Genomic DNA, 14792 nt, shown 5'->3' with positions numbered 1-14792 from the left:
CGAATGAAGGCAGCGTGGCTGGCAATGTCGCTATGGGCGTGGCTGGTCCTGTTGCCCGCTGCTGCGCAGGCCTCGCACGGCAGCAACGGCGTGGCCCGCATCGAACGCCTGCAGGGCGATGCCACGATCGCCACCGCGCAGGTGCGCAGCCAGCCCGAAAGCGCCTGGACGCCCACGGCGCAACCGCACCAGCTGGCCGGTGCGCGGCATGGCGACGGCTGGTGGCGCGTGCACGCGCTGCCCAGCACCGAGCCGCGGCTGCTGCTGGTCTACCACCCCTACAGCGCGCGCCTGACCGTGCTGGCGCCGCCCGACTACCGGCCGCAGCGCGAATCCATCTTCGACCCCGCGCTGGGCCGCGGCCATTCGCGGCGCGCCTTCGTCTTCGCGTGGCCCGACACCACGCGGCCGGTGTACATCGGCGTGGAGGACGCGCGCTATCCGCTGCAACTGGCGGTGCGCACCCCGCGCGAATTCGCGATCGAGGACTACGGCCACGTGCGCGTGCTGTGGCTGAGCCTGGGCATCCTCATCGGCGTGTCACTGGTGACGCTGCTGTTCTGGATGCAGCTGCGCGAGCGCGTGTACCTGCTGTTCGCCGCGACGATGGCGCTGCAGCTGCTCTACGTGCTGCTGGCGTACGGCGACGCCTACGCGCTCGGCGTGTTCGGCTGGCTCGCCCGGTTCGGTCCCGAGGGCATCTGGTTCGTGGCGACCAGCTCCACCATCGTGACGGTGTACTTCCTGCTCGACTTCGCCGAGCTGCGGCCGCGCGCCCCGCGCCTGAGTCGCGCGTTGTGGCTCGCCGGCGCGGCCCTGCCCGCGTTGCTGCTGGTCGCGCTGCTGGGGGCCGGGCTGTTGCCGGGCGCCTCGCGCAACCTGTGGTTCCCGCCGATCGGCAACGGCCTGCTGTTGCTCGCCAACCTTCTGGCGATCGTCACGCTGGTGGTGGTGTGGTCGCGCGGCGGGCGGCATGCGGGCTTCGTGCTGATCGCGTGGGTACCGCTGGTGTGCGTCACCACCGCGCGCGCGGTCCAGCTGGGCGCCGGGCGGCCGCTCAATCCGTGGCTGGAATACGGCCTGCCGCTGATGCAGGCGTTCGCCGCGGTCGTGCTGGTGCTGGGCCTGGCGCACCGCATGCGCACCTTCCAGCGCGAGCGCGATGCCGCGCAGCAGGATGCCGAGCACGATGCCCTGACCGGCGTGCTCAATCGCGCCGGCACGATGCGCCGGCTCGACCGCGCGATCGTCGAAAGCCGGCATCGGCGCCTGCCGCTGTCGGTGCTGTTCCTCGACCTCGACCACTTCAAGCGCATCAATGACACCCATGGCCACGCCATAGGCGACGCCTGCCTGTGCGCGGTGACCGAAACCATCCGCGCGCAGATGCAACCCGAGCAGCAGCTCGGCCGCATCGGCGGCGAGGAATTCCTGCTGCTGCTGCCCGACCACGCGCGCCGGCACGCGCGCGACCTGGCCGAGCGTATCCGCCAGCAGGTCGAGGCGCGTTGCGCGAACGTGCAGGGCGCGCCCGTCGGCCTGACCCTGAGCATCGGCGTGGTCGAATGCCAGGCGCTGGACGGCACCGCGTCGCTGCTGCAGCGCGCCGACGAGGCGATGTACCGGGCCAAGCACGAGGGCCGCAACCGCGTGGTGGTGCTGGACAGCCGCGACGACGCCGAACGCCGCAGCGTGGTCGTGCCGTGAGCGGCCCGGCGACGTGAAAAGGCCCGCCATGCGGCGGGCCTTTTGGTTTGCATGACCGCGGCGAGCGCGCCTAGTGGCCGGCTGCCGGGTACGCCCGCGGCAGGCCGCCACCGGCCGCCGGCGTCGCGGCGCGCAGGTAGCGATCGCGCAGCTCGGTCTGGCGGCTGCGCATCGCGATCGCGCGTCCGTCCAGCCACACCTGCATCGCCACCGTGTTCACCTCCAGCGGATCGCCACTCCACAGCACCAGGTCGGCGCGCTTGCCGACCGCGATGCTGCCGAGCCGGTCGCCGAGGCCGAACGTCTCCGCCGGCACGCGGGTCAGGCCGGCCAGGCCGTCGTCCCACGGCAGGCCGTTGGCGACCGCGTTGCCGGCGAGCTGGCGGATCTTGCGCGCGTTGTGCGACGCATCGCCCTCCTGGGCGAAGCTCACCGCCACGCCGGCGGCACGCAGGCGCGCGGCGTTCTCCATCGTGGCGTTGATCTCGTCGAAGTTCGCCGGCAGGTTGGCGAGCGGATTGACGAACACCGGCACCTTGGCGGCGGCCAGCTGCGGCGCGAGCTTCCACGCTTCCGCACCGCCCGCGATCGCCACGCGCACCTTGTGCCGCGCCGACCAGCGCAGCAGCTGGCGGATGTCGGCGGCGCGATGCACGCTGACCATGACGCGGCCGCCGCCGTTGAGGTACTTCGCCAGCGCGGCGCGGCCGGCCGGAGTGAGCAGGGCCATGTTCGAATCCGGCGCGATGCGCCCGCGCACCTCGTCGATCAGCTGGTCGAGCAGCATCCACTGCGCGGCGCGCGAGTTGCCGGTGAGGCCCGACGCCTCGCTGCCGAGATTGACGAACAGCACGCGCGGGCCGATCGGATCCGGGCTGCCGTCCAGGCGCACCACGCCGCCCTGGCCGCCGATGATCGAGCCGCCCTCGGTGGTGTTCGCGCCCAGCAGGGTCCAGCCGATGCCTTCGATGCGTTCGACCGGCAGCAGCACCGAGTCGGGGTTGTAGGCGAGGGTGACGTCGAACTCCGGCCGCACCGTCATCTGCTTGCTGCCGGCGCCGAGGCCGACCGCTGCGTCGACCGTGCTCTTCTCGCCGGAGACTTCCTCCAGCCCGATCTCGGTGATGCCGCCGAACAGCGCCGGCGTCAGCGGCCGGCCCTGCGCGTCGATCACCTGCGCATCCGGGGTGGCCAGCAGGTCCTTGCCGACCGCGCGGATCACGCCGTTGCTCACCAGCACGTCGGCGTTCTGCAGCGTGCCCTGCGCCGTGGCGGTATGCACGGTCGCGTTGCGGATGAGCACGTCCTGCGCGTGCGCGGCGCCCATCGACAGCAGCAGGACGGCGGCGAGCGTCTTCAAGGCGGAACCCTTCATCGCACACCTCCGGTGGTGATGCCCTGGCCGAGCATGAAGTCCGACTGCGGCTGCCGCGTCGCATCGAAGCGGTCGTAGATGCGCGTGCCGTCGACGTAGACCTGTTCGGCCTTGGCGTAGACGCTGAAGGGATTGCCGCTCCACAGCACGACGTCGGCCATCTTGCCGTTCTCCAGCGTGCCGGTCTGGTCGAGGATGCCCAGCGCCTTGGCCGGGTTCTGGGTGAGCCAGCGGATCGCGCGCTCGGGCGCGATCGCGATGCCGGCCAGCTGCGCGTGCGCCATCACCTTGGCCGCTTCCTGGTTGAGGCGCTGGATGCCTTCCTCCGAATCGGAATGCACGATCGCGCAACTGTTGGCGGGACGATCGACCAGCGCGAGGTTCTCCTGGATGCCGTCGAAGGCTTCCATCTTGAAGCCCCACCAGTCGGCCCACAGCGCGCCGCACACGCCTTCCTGCGCCAGGCGGTCGGCGAGCTTGTACGCCTCCACGCCGTGGTGGAACGCGGCGATCCTGAAACCGAACTCCTTGGCCAGGTCGAGCATCGTCGCCATCTCGTCGGCGCGGTAGCAGTGGATGTGCACCTGGATGTCGCCGTTGATCGCGCCGGCGAGGGTGTCGAGCTTGAGGTCGCGCTTGCCGCCGGTGTCCTTCTCGCTGTCGGCGCCGTTGCCGTTCGCGGACGCCGACCGGCGCTCCCACCAGTGGCGCTTCTTCGGCGTCGACTGCTTCGGCGCGTTCTTGCGCAGGTATTCGCTGGCGTCGATGAACGCGGCGCGGTAGCCGGCGACGTTGGCCATGCGCGTGGACGGACCGCCCTTCTGGCCGTACACGCGCTTGGGGTTCTCGCCGCAGGCCATCTTCAGGCCCCACGGCGCGCCCGGGAACTTCATCGCCTGGTAGGTCGTGGCCGGCACGTTCTTCAGGGTCACGCCGCGGCCGCCGATCAGGTTCGCGGATCCGGGCAGCACCTGCAGCGAGGTGATGCCGCCGGCGAGCGCGGTGGCGAAGCCCGGATCCTGCGGCCAGATCGAATGCTCGGCCCACACGTTCGGCGTCACCGGCGAGGTCGCCTCGTTGCCGTCGCTGTGCGCGCTCACGCCCGGGCTCGGGTACACGCCCAGGTGCGAGTGCACGTCGATGATCCCGGGCGTCACCCACTTGCCGGTGCCGTCGACGCGGATCGCGTCCACCGGTGCGTCGAGCGCGGTGCCGACCGCGACGATGCGGCCATCGCGCATCAGCACGTCGGCGTCGTCCAGGCGCCTGCCGGTGCCGTCGAGCACCGTGGCGTGCTGGATCAGCACCGGGGCCGAGGCGATCGGCTGGTAGGTGCTCGGATACGGATCCTGGGTGAAGCGGGTCTGCCGGGGCGCGGTCGCGGGCTGCGCCGCCTGCGCCACGCCGACCAGCAGCGTCAGCACGCCGCCGGCCCAGATGGGTCGTAAGGACATTGGAATTCCCCTGAGGAGTGAAAGCCGCTCGTCCTGGAGCCGGCGGTCGAAAAATGTGGCAGCCGGCACCGTAGCGTTACCGCGCCGCGCGCGCCAACCCTGACGTTGGTCATGGCCGGCGTGACAGAATCGCCCCGCGACAGACCGCCAGATTCGGCACACATCAGGCCGGCCCGCGATCAGCCCGCGACGAGCGGACAATTGCGGTGCCAATGGCGCCGCGCCAGCGGGCAACACCGGGCCAGCCGCCGGCTGCTGCCGCAATCCAGAATGCAACAACCATCCCGCGCCATTGCCCGGGATGACGACGAGGAGAATCGGGTGAAGGACAAAGAACAGATCGTCGACAACTGGCTGCCGCGCTACACCGGCGTGCCGCTGGACCAGTTCGGCGAACACATCCTGCTGACCAATTTCGGCGGCTACCTGCACACGTTCGCGCGCCTCACCGGCGCGCAGGTGGTGGGCCTGGACCGGCCGATGCCGAGCGCGACCGCCGACGGCATCACCATGATCAACTTCGGCATGGGCAGCCCCAACGCCGCGACGATGATGGACCTGCTCACCGCGATCATGCCCAAGGCGGTGCTGTTCCTGGGCAAGTGCGGCGGCCTGAAGAAGAAGAACCAGCTCGGCGACCTGGTGCTGCCGATCGCCGCGATCCGCGGCGAGGGCACGTCCAACGACTACCTGATGCCGGAAGTGCCGGCGCTGCCGGCCTTCGCCCTGCAGCGCGCGGTGTCGACCATGATCCGCGACCTCGGCCACGACTACTGGACCGGCACCGTCTACACCACCAACCGCCGCGTCTGGGAGCACGACGAGAACTTCAAGGAATACCTGCGCAAGCTGCGCTGCATGGCGATCGACATGGAGACCGCGACGATCTTCGCCGCCGGTTTCGCCAACCGCATCCCGTGCGGCGCGCTGCTGCTGGTCTCCGACCAGCCGATGATTCCCGAAGGCGTGAAGACCGAGGCTTCCGACGCCAGGGTCACCGGCGACTTCGTCGACAACCACATCCAGGTCGGCATCGAGGCGCTGCGCCTGATCCGCCGCCACGGCAAATCGGTGCGGCATCTGCGCTTCGACGAGTAGCCCGGCCTTTCCCGCGATCCCCCCACGCAAGGAGCACGCATGTCCCGCAAGACCTACACCGGCAGTTGCCACTGCGGCGCCGTCCGCTTCGAGGCCGATCTCGACCTCGCCCAGGGCACCGGCAAGTGCAACTGCTCGATCTGCACCAAGACCCGCAACTGGGGCGCGATGACCACGCCGGACGCGTTCCGGCTGCTGACCGACGAAGCGGCACTGAGCGACTACCAGTTCGGCACCAACAGCGCGCACTGGCTGTTCTGCAGGACCTGCGGCGTGCGCTCCTTCAGCCGCGGCTACATCCCCGAGGTCGGCGGCCACTACGTCTCGGTCCAGGTCGCGTGCCTGGACGACGCCACGCCGGAGGAGCTGCTGGCCGCGCCGGTGCGCTACTGCGACGGGCGCGCCAACAACTGGATGGAAGCACCGGCCGAGACCCGGCACCTGTAGCGCGCCTGCGGGTGGGCGCCGGACGGCCTGAAAGCGCCGAATACCGCTTGAAAACAGGGCTCCCGGGCTGCGCGGTCGCAGCCCCTGCGACCCCCTGCGGGCACACTGTGTCCCTACGAGGGAGGGGTAATGGAAAAGATCGTCTACCTGCTGATCGGCGCCGCGATCACCTGGGGCCTGTACTTCATCCAGCGCCGCGTCGAGCGGCGCCGCACGACTGAAGTCATCGAGCGCAACCAGAAGCTGCTGACCCTGAAACAGGGGCTGGAACAGGCCAGCACCAGCCTGGACGAACTGCGCCAGTTCGAGCATCGCCTGATCGGCAAGGCCGAGGCGGCGGTGAAGATCGCCGGGCGCTATGTCAGCCAGGCCGGTGAAGTGGCCCGGCGCAGCGATGCGCTGCTGGTGCACGACGACATGACCGCGCAGGCCGTCACCGATTTCCAGCGCGTGGATGCACGCCTGGACGATGCCGTCGTGCACGTGCGCCGCCAGCTCGACGGCGAGAACCTCGGCGCGTTCGAGCAGGTGCACCTGGCGTGGCTGGCGTTCCGTGAACGTTACGCCCGCTTCATCGCGCAGACGTACTCTGGCGGCGCGATCCAGCCGCTGATCCACGCGGTCACGCTGGAGAGCATCACCGCGGCCTGGATCGCGGAACTGGAAACCCAGCTCGGCGACGACGAAGCCGATGCGATCGAGTGAAGGAGGCGGCATGGGCGTCACGCCTGGCGAGATCGTCGGCTTCTGGCGCGACGCCGGTCCCGCGCGCTGGTTCGGCGGCGGTGAGGCGTTCGATGCCGAATGCCGCGCGCGCTTCCTGGACGCGCACCTGCTGGCGGCGCAGGGTGCGTTCGAGTCCTGGCTGGCCGACGCCGAAGGCGCGCTCGCGCTGTTGCTGCTGCTCGACCAGATCCCGCGCAACGTGTTCCGCCGCAGCGCGCATGCCTATGCCACCGACGGATTGGCGCGCCACTACGCGGAGCGCGCGCTGGCGCGCGGCCACGACGCGCAGGTGGACGTCGGGTTGCGCGCGTTCTTCTACCTGCCGTTCGAGCACTCCGAGGCCATCGCCGACCAAGAGCGCGCGCTGGACCTGTTCGCCGGCCTGCCCGGCGACGCCGCGCGCTGGGCGCAGCTGCACCACGACATCATCCGGCGCTTCGGCCGTTTCCCGCACCGCAACGCCGCGCTCGGCCGCGCGAGCACCGCCGAGGAGCGCGCGTTCCTGGCGGAGGGCGGATTCGCGGGTTGATGGCGATGACGACGCGCAAGCCGCCCTGGCAGCAGCCCAATCCCCGCAAGGGCAAGCCGCCGCGGCCGCTGAGCGACGCCCAGAAGGCCGCGGCGAAGCAGCGCGCGGAAGCCGCCGGGCGGCGCTATCCCAACCTCGTCGACAACCTGTGGGCGGCGCGCCTGCCGCGCGACTGATCGCGGCGCGCGCCCGGCTGGCGCCGGCCGGTGGCGCAAGCCGGCGTAGAGTCCGCACTCCCGCAGCAGGACCTGCCCGATGCCCCACGCCCTGATCTGGTTCCGCAACGACCTGCGCCTGGCCGACAACCCCGCGTTGCAGGCGGCCTTGCGCGCCGGACTGACGCCGGTGCCGGTGTACGTGCACGCGCCGGACGAGGAAGGCGACTGGGCGCCGGGCGCGGCCTCGGAGGCGTGGCGGCGGCGTTCACTGCTGGCGCTGGCGCAGGACCTGCACGCGCGCGGCTCGCGCCTGCAGGTCTTCCACGGTGGCTCGCTCGCGACCCTGCAGCGGCTGGCCGCGCAGGGCGGCGCGGAAGCGGTGTTCTGGAACCGGCGCTACGAGCCGGCGATCGAGGCCCGCGATGCGGCGATCAAGCGCGCGCTGCGGCAGCAGGGCCTGCGCGCGGAGAGCCACAACGCCGCGCTGCTGTTCGAGCCATGGCAGGTGCAGGGCAAGGGCGGCGATCCCTATCGCGTGTTCACGCCGTTCTGGCGCACCGCGCTGGCGCAGTGGCGCCTGCCGGACGGCGCGGACGCGCCCGGGCGCCTGCCGCCGCCACCGCGCCTGGACGGCGCGACCGACATCGACGCCCTCGGCCTTGCCCCGGCTCCGCCGTGGGATGCGGGCTTCTGGCGCGAATGGACACCGGGCGAAGCCGGCGCGCACGCGGCGGCGACGGCGTTCGTCGTGGACGCGCTGGCGGGGTACGGCGACCAGCGCGACCGCCCGGACCGGCGTGGCACCTCGCGCCTGTCGACGCACCTGCATTTCGGCGAGATCGCGCCGTGGCGCATCGTGCGCCTGCTCGAGGGCGTCGACGCCGCCGAAGATCGCGCCGCCTACGTGCGCGAGCTCGGCTGGCGCGAATTCGCCCACCACGTGCTGCACCACTTCCCGCACACGCCGGACGCCAACTTCAACCCGCGCTTCGACGGCTTTCCCTGGGCGCAGCCGACGGAGCGGCTGCAGGCCTGGCGGCAGGGCCGCACCGGCATTCCGATCGTCGACGCCGGCATGCGCGAGCTGTGGCACACCGGCTGGATGCACAACCGCGTGCGCATGGTCGTGGCGAGCTTCCTGTGCAAGAACCTGCGCGTGCACTGGCGCAAGGGCGCGCGCTGGTTCTGGGACACGCTGGTGGACGCGGACCTCGCCAACAATTCGCTGGGTTGGCAATGGGTCGCCGGCACCGGCGCGGATGCCGCGCCGTACTACCGCGTGTTCAATCCGGTGCTGCAGGCGCAGAAGTTCGATCCACGCGGCGACTACATCGCGCGCTGGGTGCCGGAACTGGCGACGCTGGCGCCGGCGCAGCGGCACGCGCCGTGGACCGGCACGCTCCCGCGCGGTTACCCCAAGCCGATCGTCGACCTGGCGCAGAGCCGGCAGGCCGCGCTGGACGCGCTCGCGCGCCACAAGCGCTGACAGGAAAAAGGGCGGGTCATCGACCCGCCCCTTTTCCATTCGAACTGCGTGTGCTCAGTAGCGCGGCACGTGCGAATCGGCTTCCAGCGCCCACGCCTCGATCCCGCCCTCGACGTTGGCCACGTCGCGGAAACCGAGCCCGCGGAAATGCTCCGCCGCCTGCGCGCTGCGCCCGCCGTGGTGGCACAGGAACGCGAGCGCGGTGTCCTTGGGCAGCTTCTCCAGGTGCGACAGGCCCTCGCCGTCGAACACCGAGAACGGCACGTTCACCGCCGCCAGCGCCCGTTCCTCGGCCGGACGCACGTCGACCAGGGTGAGCGAACCCGCCGCGGCGCGCGCATTGGCCTCGACCACCGACAGCGCCTTCACCCGCGGCGGTGCGTTGGGGTTGTCGACGACCAGGCCGCGGCCGCGTTCGTCGTCGACCCAGTCGATGCGCATGCCCTGCGCACGGCGCGCGCTGGCCATGTCGAACTGCGCGCGCAGGCCGTCCTGCTCGACCGCGATCGCGTTGGCATCGACCGGCGCCAGTTGCAGCTTGGCGTTGAAGCGCGCGTCGACCTCGACCTGCAGCGCGTAGCCGTCGCCGGCGTTGGCGAGCGCGTCGCGCAGCATCGCCGCCGCGGCCGGGGTGATCGTGATCGCCGGCGGCGTGCGGTCGGGCGCGGGCAGGCCGAGCAGCGCATGCAGCTCACCCGAGTTGACCATCTGCTCGATGATGTCGCTGCCGCCGACCAGGTCGCCGCCGACGTAGAGCTGCGGGATCGTCGGCCAGTCGCCGTAGGCCTTGATGCCTTCGCGGATCTCCGGATCGCCCAGCACGTCGACGTGCGCGTAATCGACGTCGAGCGACGACAGCGCGGCGACCGCCTTGGCGGAGAAGCCGCATTGCGGCGCACCCGGCTCGCCCTTCATGAAGAGCACGACGCGGTTCGACTGCAGCAGGGATTCGATGCGCGAACGCAGCGCGGGATCGAGGGACATGGTGGCTTTATCCGGAACGTGGGAGCGGTATTTTACGCCCCCCGCCTCGCGCTCCAGCGAGTGCAGGTCCGGGTGCCCGCGCATGGGCGGCCGCCGCGCCGCAACGGCCATGCCGCGTTGCGTGGGGTAGTCGCGGGCCGCATCATCGCGGCCATGTCGCCACTGCATCGCCCCCCGCGCCACCCCCATGCCTGGATCGCCTACTTGCTGCTCTCGCAGCTGGCGGTCGCGGCCGCGTGGTGGCGCGCCGGCTGGGAATGGGGCCTGGCGGCGATGCTGCTGTCGCACGTGCCGATCTGGTGGGGAACGCTGAAGCCGGATTCGCGCGTGTTCAGCCCGGTGCTGCGCCGCCTGCCGACGACCGCGCGGCAGGTCTGGCTGACCATCGACGACGGTCCCTCCGCCGACACGCCCGCCATCCTCGACCTGCTTGATCGCCACCAGGCACAGGCGACGTTCTTCGTCGTCGGCGAGCGCGCGCAGCGGCATCCGGAGCTGGTGCGCGAGATCGTGGGTCGCGGCCATGGCATCGGCAACCACAGCCAGAGCCATCCGCAGGCGTGGTTCTGGGCGCTGGGGCCGCGCCGGATGCGCGAGCAGATCGCCCGCAACCAGGCTACGCTCACCGCGATCACCGGCGCGGCGCCGCGCTGGTTCCGGGCCGTGGTCGGCATGGCCAATCCCTTCGTCGCCGCGCCCCTGCGCGAACACGGCTTGGCGCGCGTGGCCTGGAGCGCGCGCGGTTTCGACGCGGTCGCCGCCGAGCCGCAGGCGGTGGTGGCGCGCATCGAACGCGACCTCGCGCCGGGCGCGATCGTGCTGCTGCATGAAGGCGCGAAGCACGGCCGCAACGTCGAGGCCATCGCGCTGCTGCTGCAACGCCTGGACGCGCTGGGTTATCGCACGGTGTTGCCGGAGGCGCCCGCGACGCCGGCGCTCAACGCTTCGACGCCACAACCCGCCAGTTGTTGAACGGGGTGTCGCCGTACAGCGGCGTGAACTCGGATTGCAGGCCCGCGGCGTCGAGGCGCGCGCGCAAGGCCTCCGCCTGCGGATAGCGCGACGGCCCGGCGTTCATCCAACCCAGTGCGCGCGACATCACGTCCACGGCGCGGGTGACGCGGGCGCGGCCGCTGCCGTCGGCCAGGCCGGTGCGGATCACCAGCTTCGCCCCCGGTTCCAGCATCGCGATGGCCGCATCCAGGGCGCGCGCCTGCGCCGCGGGCGCGATGAACTGCAGCACGTCGAGCAGGGCCACGCTGCCGCGGTGCGAGGGGTATGCGTGGGCGAGGTCGATGGTGGCGAAGGCGGTGGCGGCCAGCCCCGCGCGCGCGGCGGCGCGCCCGGCGCGTGCGACCTTGCCGGCGTCGTTGTCGACGCCGCGGTAGTCCAGGGCGATGCCCTGCGCGCGCAGCGCGTGCGCCAGCAGGCCCAGGCCGCAGCCGAGATCGAGCAGCGGTGCACTGGTCCCGCGCAGGGCGTCGCATACCCCCGGATACAGCGGATCGCTGCCGAGCTTGGTCCGCGTGTACCAGTAGTCCCAGTAGCCGCCCAGCGCGCGGTCGGGCAGGAAGGCCTGGGCGATCGCGCGCACCTGCTCGCGCGGCAGTGGCCGCGTCGCGCCCGTGGCGTCGTTCATTGCGCCAGCAGCTTGCGCGCGACCGGCAGCGCCGCCTGCGTCCACAGCGTGTACATCGCCGCCGAGGGGTGCAGGCCATCCGCGGCGAGCATGTCGGCCTGCGCGCCGTGTTCGCGCGAACACGGGGTGATGTCGACGAAGGCGACGCCTTCCTTCGCGCACACCGCACGGGCGGCGGCATTGAAGGCGTCGATCTCGCTGGCGATCGTGGCCGCGTCGCGCTTGTCGCCGGCCGCGAACGGAGTCACGCCCCAGTCCGGGATCGACAGCACCAGCACGCGGTTGGCGTGGCCACCCGCATGGCGGATCGCGCGCTGCAGCAGGGTGTGGAACTCGCCGCCGTAGCCGACCGCGCTGCGGTTGCGGTACTGGTTGTTGACGCCGATCAGCAGCGACACCAGGTCGAACGTGCCCAGCTCGGGCACGGAATCCATGCCCCATTCCAGTTCGTCGGTGGTCCAGCCGGTCGCGGCGACGATGCGCGGATCGGCGAGCGCGATGCCTTCCTCGCGCAGCGCGCGGGCCAGCTGCACCGGCCAGCGTCCCTCCGCGGCGACCGCTTCGCCGATGGTGTAACTGTCGCCGAGGGCGAGGTAGCTGAGCGTGTCGTTGGCCGCGTCCATGGCCGCGATCTTAGGCGACTGCGGTGCGACGCGCCCGTGACTGCTCGGCATGGCGGTCCAGCACGCGTTCGATGCGGCGGAACACCTCGCGCAGGTCGTCCGGCTGCGGCAGCAGGGTCACGCGGAAGTGGTTGCGGTAAGGCACGTTGAAGCTGGAGCCCGGCACCACCAGCACGTCTTCGGTTTCCAGCAGCTCCAGCGCGAACCTGTGGTCGTCGAAGCCGATCGCGGCATCGCCGGTCACCGCCGGGAAGGCGTACAGGGCGCCGGCCGGCGCCACGAGTTCCAGGTGCCTGCTAGCCGCGACGCTCTCGATCACCGCACGCCGCGCCTCGAACAGGCGGCCGCCCGGTTCGCACAGCGGGGTGATGGTGTCGGTGCCGTTCAAGGCCGCTTCGATCGCGAACTGGCCCGGGACGTTGGCGCACAGGCGCAGCGCGCCGAGCAGGTCCATCGCATGGTGCAGGTCGCCGCTGGCCAGCGGGTCGCCGCTGAGCACGGCCCAGCCCACGCGCCAGCCGCAGGCGCGGTGGACCTTGGACAGGCCGCCGAACGACAGGCACGGCAGGTCGCCGGCGATCGGCGCGACCGGGACGAAGCTGGCGTCGTTGTAGAGGATCGAGTCGTAGATCTCGTCGGCCATCAGCAGCAGCCTGTGGCGCTGGGCGATGGCGACGATCTTCTCCAGCAGTTCGCGCGGATAGGCGGCGCCGGTCGGATTGTTCGGATTGATCAGCACGATCGCGCGGGTGCGCGGGGACACCAGCGCCTCGATTTCCTCCGGGCTCGGCAGGAAGCCGTTTTCCGGCTTGCACTGGTAGTAGACCGGGCGGCCGTCGTTGAGGATGGTGGCCGCGGACCACAACGGGTAGTCGGGCGAGGGCAGCAGCACTTCGTCGCCGGGGTTGAGCAGCGCGCGCAGCGACAGGTCGATCAGTTCGCTGACGCCGTTGCCGATGAACACGCGCTCGGGCGAGGCGTTGGGGGTGCCGCGCTGGCGATGGAAGGCGGCGATGGCCTCGCGCGCCGCCGGCAGGCCCTGCTGGTGGGTGTAGGGGTCGGTCTGCTCGATGCGCTCGGCGATCGCGCGCTGCAGGTGCTCGGGCGCGCGGAAGCCGAAGGCGCCCGGATTGCCGATGTTGAGCTTGATCTGCTTGCGCCCCTGGGCCTCGAGCTCACGGGCGCGACGGGCCAGCTCTCCGCGGATTTCGTAACGGACTTCGGACAGGCGTTCGCGGGTCTTCACGGAGGGCAGGGACATCGGTGCAGCGCATCGCAGTGGGCGGGCCAGACTAGCCGAAAACACCGCCCGGTTCAGCGAACCAGCGGCGATTTCCGCGACGGGAAACGCTTCCCTGGGCGCCGCGCACGATCGCGGTCGCCGGTGCCGTCGCCGGCGCGGCTAGAATCCGGGGCATGCCCGACTTCCGCGCCCCGGCTTGAACCCCGACCTCATCGCCCTGCAGGCCATCGGCTGGCCCCTGGCCGATGACGGGCTGCCGGCTGAGACCGCCTGGCGCGAAGCCCTGGTCCTGCGGCCCCACGCCCGTCCCGCCCGCGTGGTCGAGCAGCACCGCAGCGGCTACATCGTCGCCGACGGTCCCGAGCACAACTTCGCGGTCGAGTCCCTGCCCGAATGGCAGCGCCCCGCCACCTACCGCAAGGGCGCCAGCGCGCCCGAGGAGCGCCCGGCGGTCGGCGACTGGGTCCTGATCGAAGGGCACTCGGCCAAGCACATGAAGATCGTCGAGCTGCTGCCGCGGCGCACCGCGATCAAGCGCGCCGCCGCCGGCGAGCACTACAAGCAGCAACTGATCGCCGCCAACGTCGACACCGTGTTCGTGGTGTGCGGCCTGGACGCCGACTTCAACGTGCGCCGGATCGAGCGCTACCTGCTGCTGGTGCGCAGCGGCGGCGCCGAACCGGTGGTGGTGCTGACCAAGTCCGACCTCGCCGCGGGCGCCAGCGCGGCCGCAGTGGGCGTGATCGAGCTCGCCGCGCAGGACGTCGTGGTGCGCGCGGTCAACGCCAAGGACCCGGGCAGCGTGGCCGCGCTCGCGCCGTGGCTGCAGCCGGGCCGCACCGCGGTGCTGGTGGGCTCGTCCGGCGCGGGCAAGTCCACGCTCACCAACACGCTGCTCGGCATCGACAGGATGAAGACGGCCGAGGTGCGCGAGAGCGATTCGCGCGGCCGCCACACCACCACCTACCGCGCGCTGATCCCGCTGCCCTCGGGCGCGTGCCTGATCGACACGCCTGGCATGCGCGAGCTCAAGCCGACCGGCGAGGAAGACGTCGCCGAGAACTTCAGCGACGTCGAGGCGCTGGCCGAGCAGTGCCGCTTCCGCGACTGCAAGCACCAGCGCGAACCCGGCTGCGCGGTGCGCGCCGCGATCGAAGCCGGCAAGCTCGACCCGCAGCGCTTCGCCAACTTCCTCAAGCTCAGCGACGAAGTGGCCTCCGCCGCGAGCAAGGCCGCCAATCGCCGTGCGCAGAAGGCCGACGACAAGGTGCAGGGCAAGGCGCTCAACAAGCGCCTCGACGAGAAGTACGGGCGGCACTGAGC

Annotated in this window: 15 protein-coding genes; 9 read left to right on the top strand and 6 right to left on the bottom strand. The window is 71.4% G+C overall.

Going from position 1 to position 14792, the window contains the following annotated elements; all coding sequences use genetic code 11:
- The first annotated feature begins 3 nt into the window (after positions 1–3).
- Positions 4–1707, top strand: a complete 1704-nt coding sequence (locus BP05_RS13710) for a GGDEF domain-containing protein (RefSeq protein ID WP_496364383.1) — start codon at positions 4–6, stop codon at positions 1705–1707.
- A 70-nt stretch (positions 1708–1777) separates the two neighbouring features.
- Here BP05_RS13710 and BP05_RS13705 read toward each other — a convergent pair whose 3' ends face one another.
- Together BP05_RS13705 and BP05_RS13700 are read right to left on the bottom strand one after the other, a co-directional pair.
- Positions 1778–3082 carry an amidohydrolase family protein gene (locus tag BP05_RS13705; protein WP_496364381.1) on the bottom strand — a complete coding sequence of 435 codons (1305 nt, stop codon included), beginning with the start codon at positions 3080–3082 and terminating at the stop codon, positions 1778–1780.
- Entirely contained in the window at positions 3079–4536 is a 1458-nt protein-coding gene (locus BP05_RS13700) for an amidohydrolase (protein WP_496364379.1), read from the bottom strand. Before BP05_RS13700 ends, BP05_RS13705 begins: the two co-directional genes overlap by 4 nt.
- 321 nt (positions 4537–4857) lie before the next feature.
- On the opposite strand from BP05_RS13700, the gene BP05_RS13695 reads away from it, so the two are divergent.
- The 6 genes from BP05_RS13695 to BP05_RS13670 all read left to right on the top strand — a co-directional run bounded on the left by BP05_RS13695 (position 4858) and on the right by BP05_RS13670 (position 8980).
- Positions 4858–5634, top strand: a complete 777-nt coding sequence (locus BP05_RS13695) for an AMP nucleosidase (RefSeq protein ID WP_496364377.1) — start codon at positions 4858–4860, stop codon at positions 5632–5634.
- A 39-nt stretch (positions 5635–5673) separates the two neighbouring features.
- Complete coding sequence (locus BP05_RS13690; protein ID WP_496364375.1) at positions 5674–6081, top strand: GFA family protein; 408 nt, start codon at positions 5674–5676, stop codon at positions 6079–6081.
- A gap of 129 nt (positions 6082–6210) precedes the next feature.
- Positions 6211–6786 carry a lysozyme inhibitor LprI family protein gene (locus BP05_RS13685; RefSeq protein WP_496364373.1) on the top strand — a complete coding sequence of 192 codons (576 nt, stop codon included), beginning with the start codon at positions 6211–6213 and terminating at the stop codon, positions 6784–6786.
- A 10-nt stretch (positions 6787–6796) separates the two neighbouring features.
- Positions 6797–7336 carry a DUF924 family protein gene (locus tag BP05_RS13680; RefSeq protein ID WP_496364372.1) on the top strand — a complete coding sequence of 180 codons (540 nt, stop codon included), beginning with the start codon at positions 6797–6799 and terminating at the stop codon, positions 7334–7336.
- 5 nt (positions 7337–7341) lie between these two features.
- On the top strand, positions 7342–7512 hold the full coding sequence (locus BP05_RS13675) for a hypothetical protein (protein ID WP_496364370.1): 171 nt from the start codon (positions 7342–7344) through the stop codon (positions 7510–7512).
- A 79-nt stretch (positions 7513–7591) separates the two neighbouring features.
- On the top strand, positions 7592–8980 hold the full coding sequence (locus BP05_RS13670) for a cryptochrome/photolyase family protein (protein WP_496364368.1): 1389 nt from the start codon (positions 7592–7594) through the stop codon (positions 8978–8980).
- A 54-nt stretch (positions 8981–9034) separates the two neighbouring features.
- Here BP05_RS13670 and grxD read toward each other — a convergent pair whose 3' ends face one another.
- Positions 9035–9964, bottom strand: coding sequence for a Grx4 family monothiol glutaredoxin (gene grxD / locus BP05_RS13665; RefSeq protein WP_496364366.1), 930 nt, complete (start codon positions 9962–9964; stop codon positions 9035–9037).
- A 153-nt stretch (positions 9965–10117) separates the two neighbouring features.
- On the opposite strand from grxD, the gene BP05_RS13660 reads away from it, so the two are divergent.
- Positions 10118–10936: a polysaccharide deacetylase family protein gene (locus BP05_RS13660; protein WP_496364364.1), complete on the top strand. Its 819-nt coding sequence runs from the start codon at positions 10118–10120 to the stop codon at positions 10934–10936.
- Here the strand turns inward: BP05_RS13660 and BP05_RS13655 are convergent.
- Genes BP05_RS13655 through BP05_RS13645 form a run of 3 tightly spaced genes read right to left on the bottom strand, consistent with a single transcriptional unit; the run spans position 10902 to position 13487 of the window.
- Positions 10902–11573 (bottom strand): methyltransferase domain-containing protein, encoded by a 672-nt coding sequence (locus BP05_RS13655; RefSeq protein ID WP_496364462.1) that lies wholly within the window; start codon positions 11571–11573, stop codon positions 10902–10904. The genes BP05_RS13660 and BP05_RS13655 overlap by 35 nt on opposite strands.
- Positions 11574–11599: 26 nt before the next feature.
- The gene (locus tag BP05_RS13650; protein WP_496364362.1) at positions 11600–12226 is read right to left on the bottom strand and encodes an SGNH/GDSL hydrolase family protein; all 627 of its coding nucleotides are present in this window, start codon (positions 12224–12226) and stop codon (positions 11600–11602) included.
- Positions 12227–12236: 10 nt separating this feature from the next.
- Positions 12237–13487 (bottom strand): aminotransferase class I/II-fold pyridoxal phosphate-dependent enzyme, encoded by a 1251-nt coding sequence (locus BP05_RS13645; RefSeq protein WP_496364360.1) that lies wholly within the window; start codon positions 13485–13487, stop codon positions 12237–12239.
- Between the two features lie 178 nt (positions 13488–13665).
- Here BP05_RS13645 and rsgA point away from each other — a divergent pair, with 178 nt between their 5' ends.
- The gene (gene rsgA / locus BP05_RS13640; RefSeq protein ID WP_496364358.1) at positions 13666–14790 is read left to right on the top strand and encodes a ribosome small subunit-dependent GTPase A; all 1125 of its coding nucleotides are present in this window, start codon (positions 13666–13668) and stop codon (positions 14788–14790) included.
- The last annotated feature ends 2 nt before the right edge of the window (positions 14791–14792 follow it).

Source organism: Lysobacter oryzae DSM 21044, from assembly GCF_059568595.1.
The sequence above is the reverse complement of the archived record's forward strand: the minus strand, read 5'-3'. Positions and strand labels throughout refer to the sequence as shown.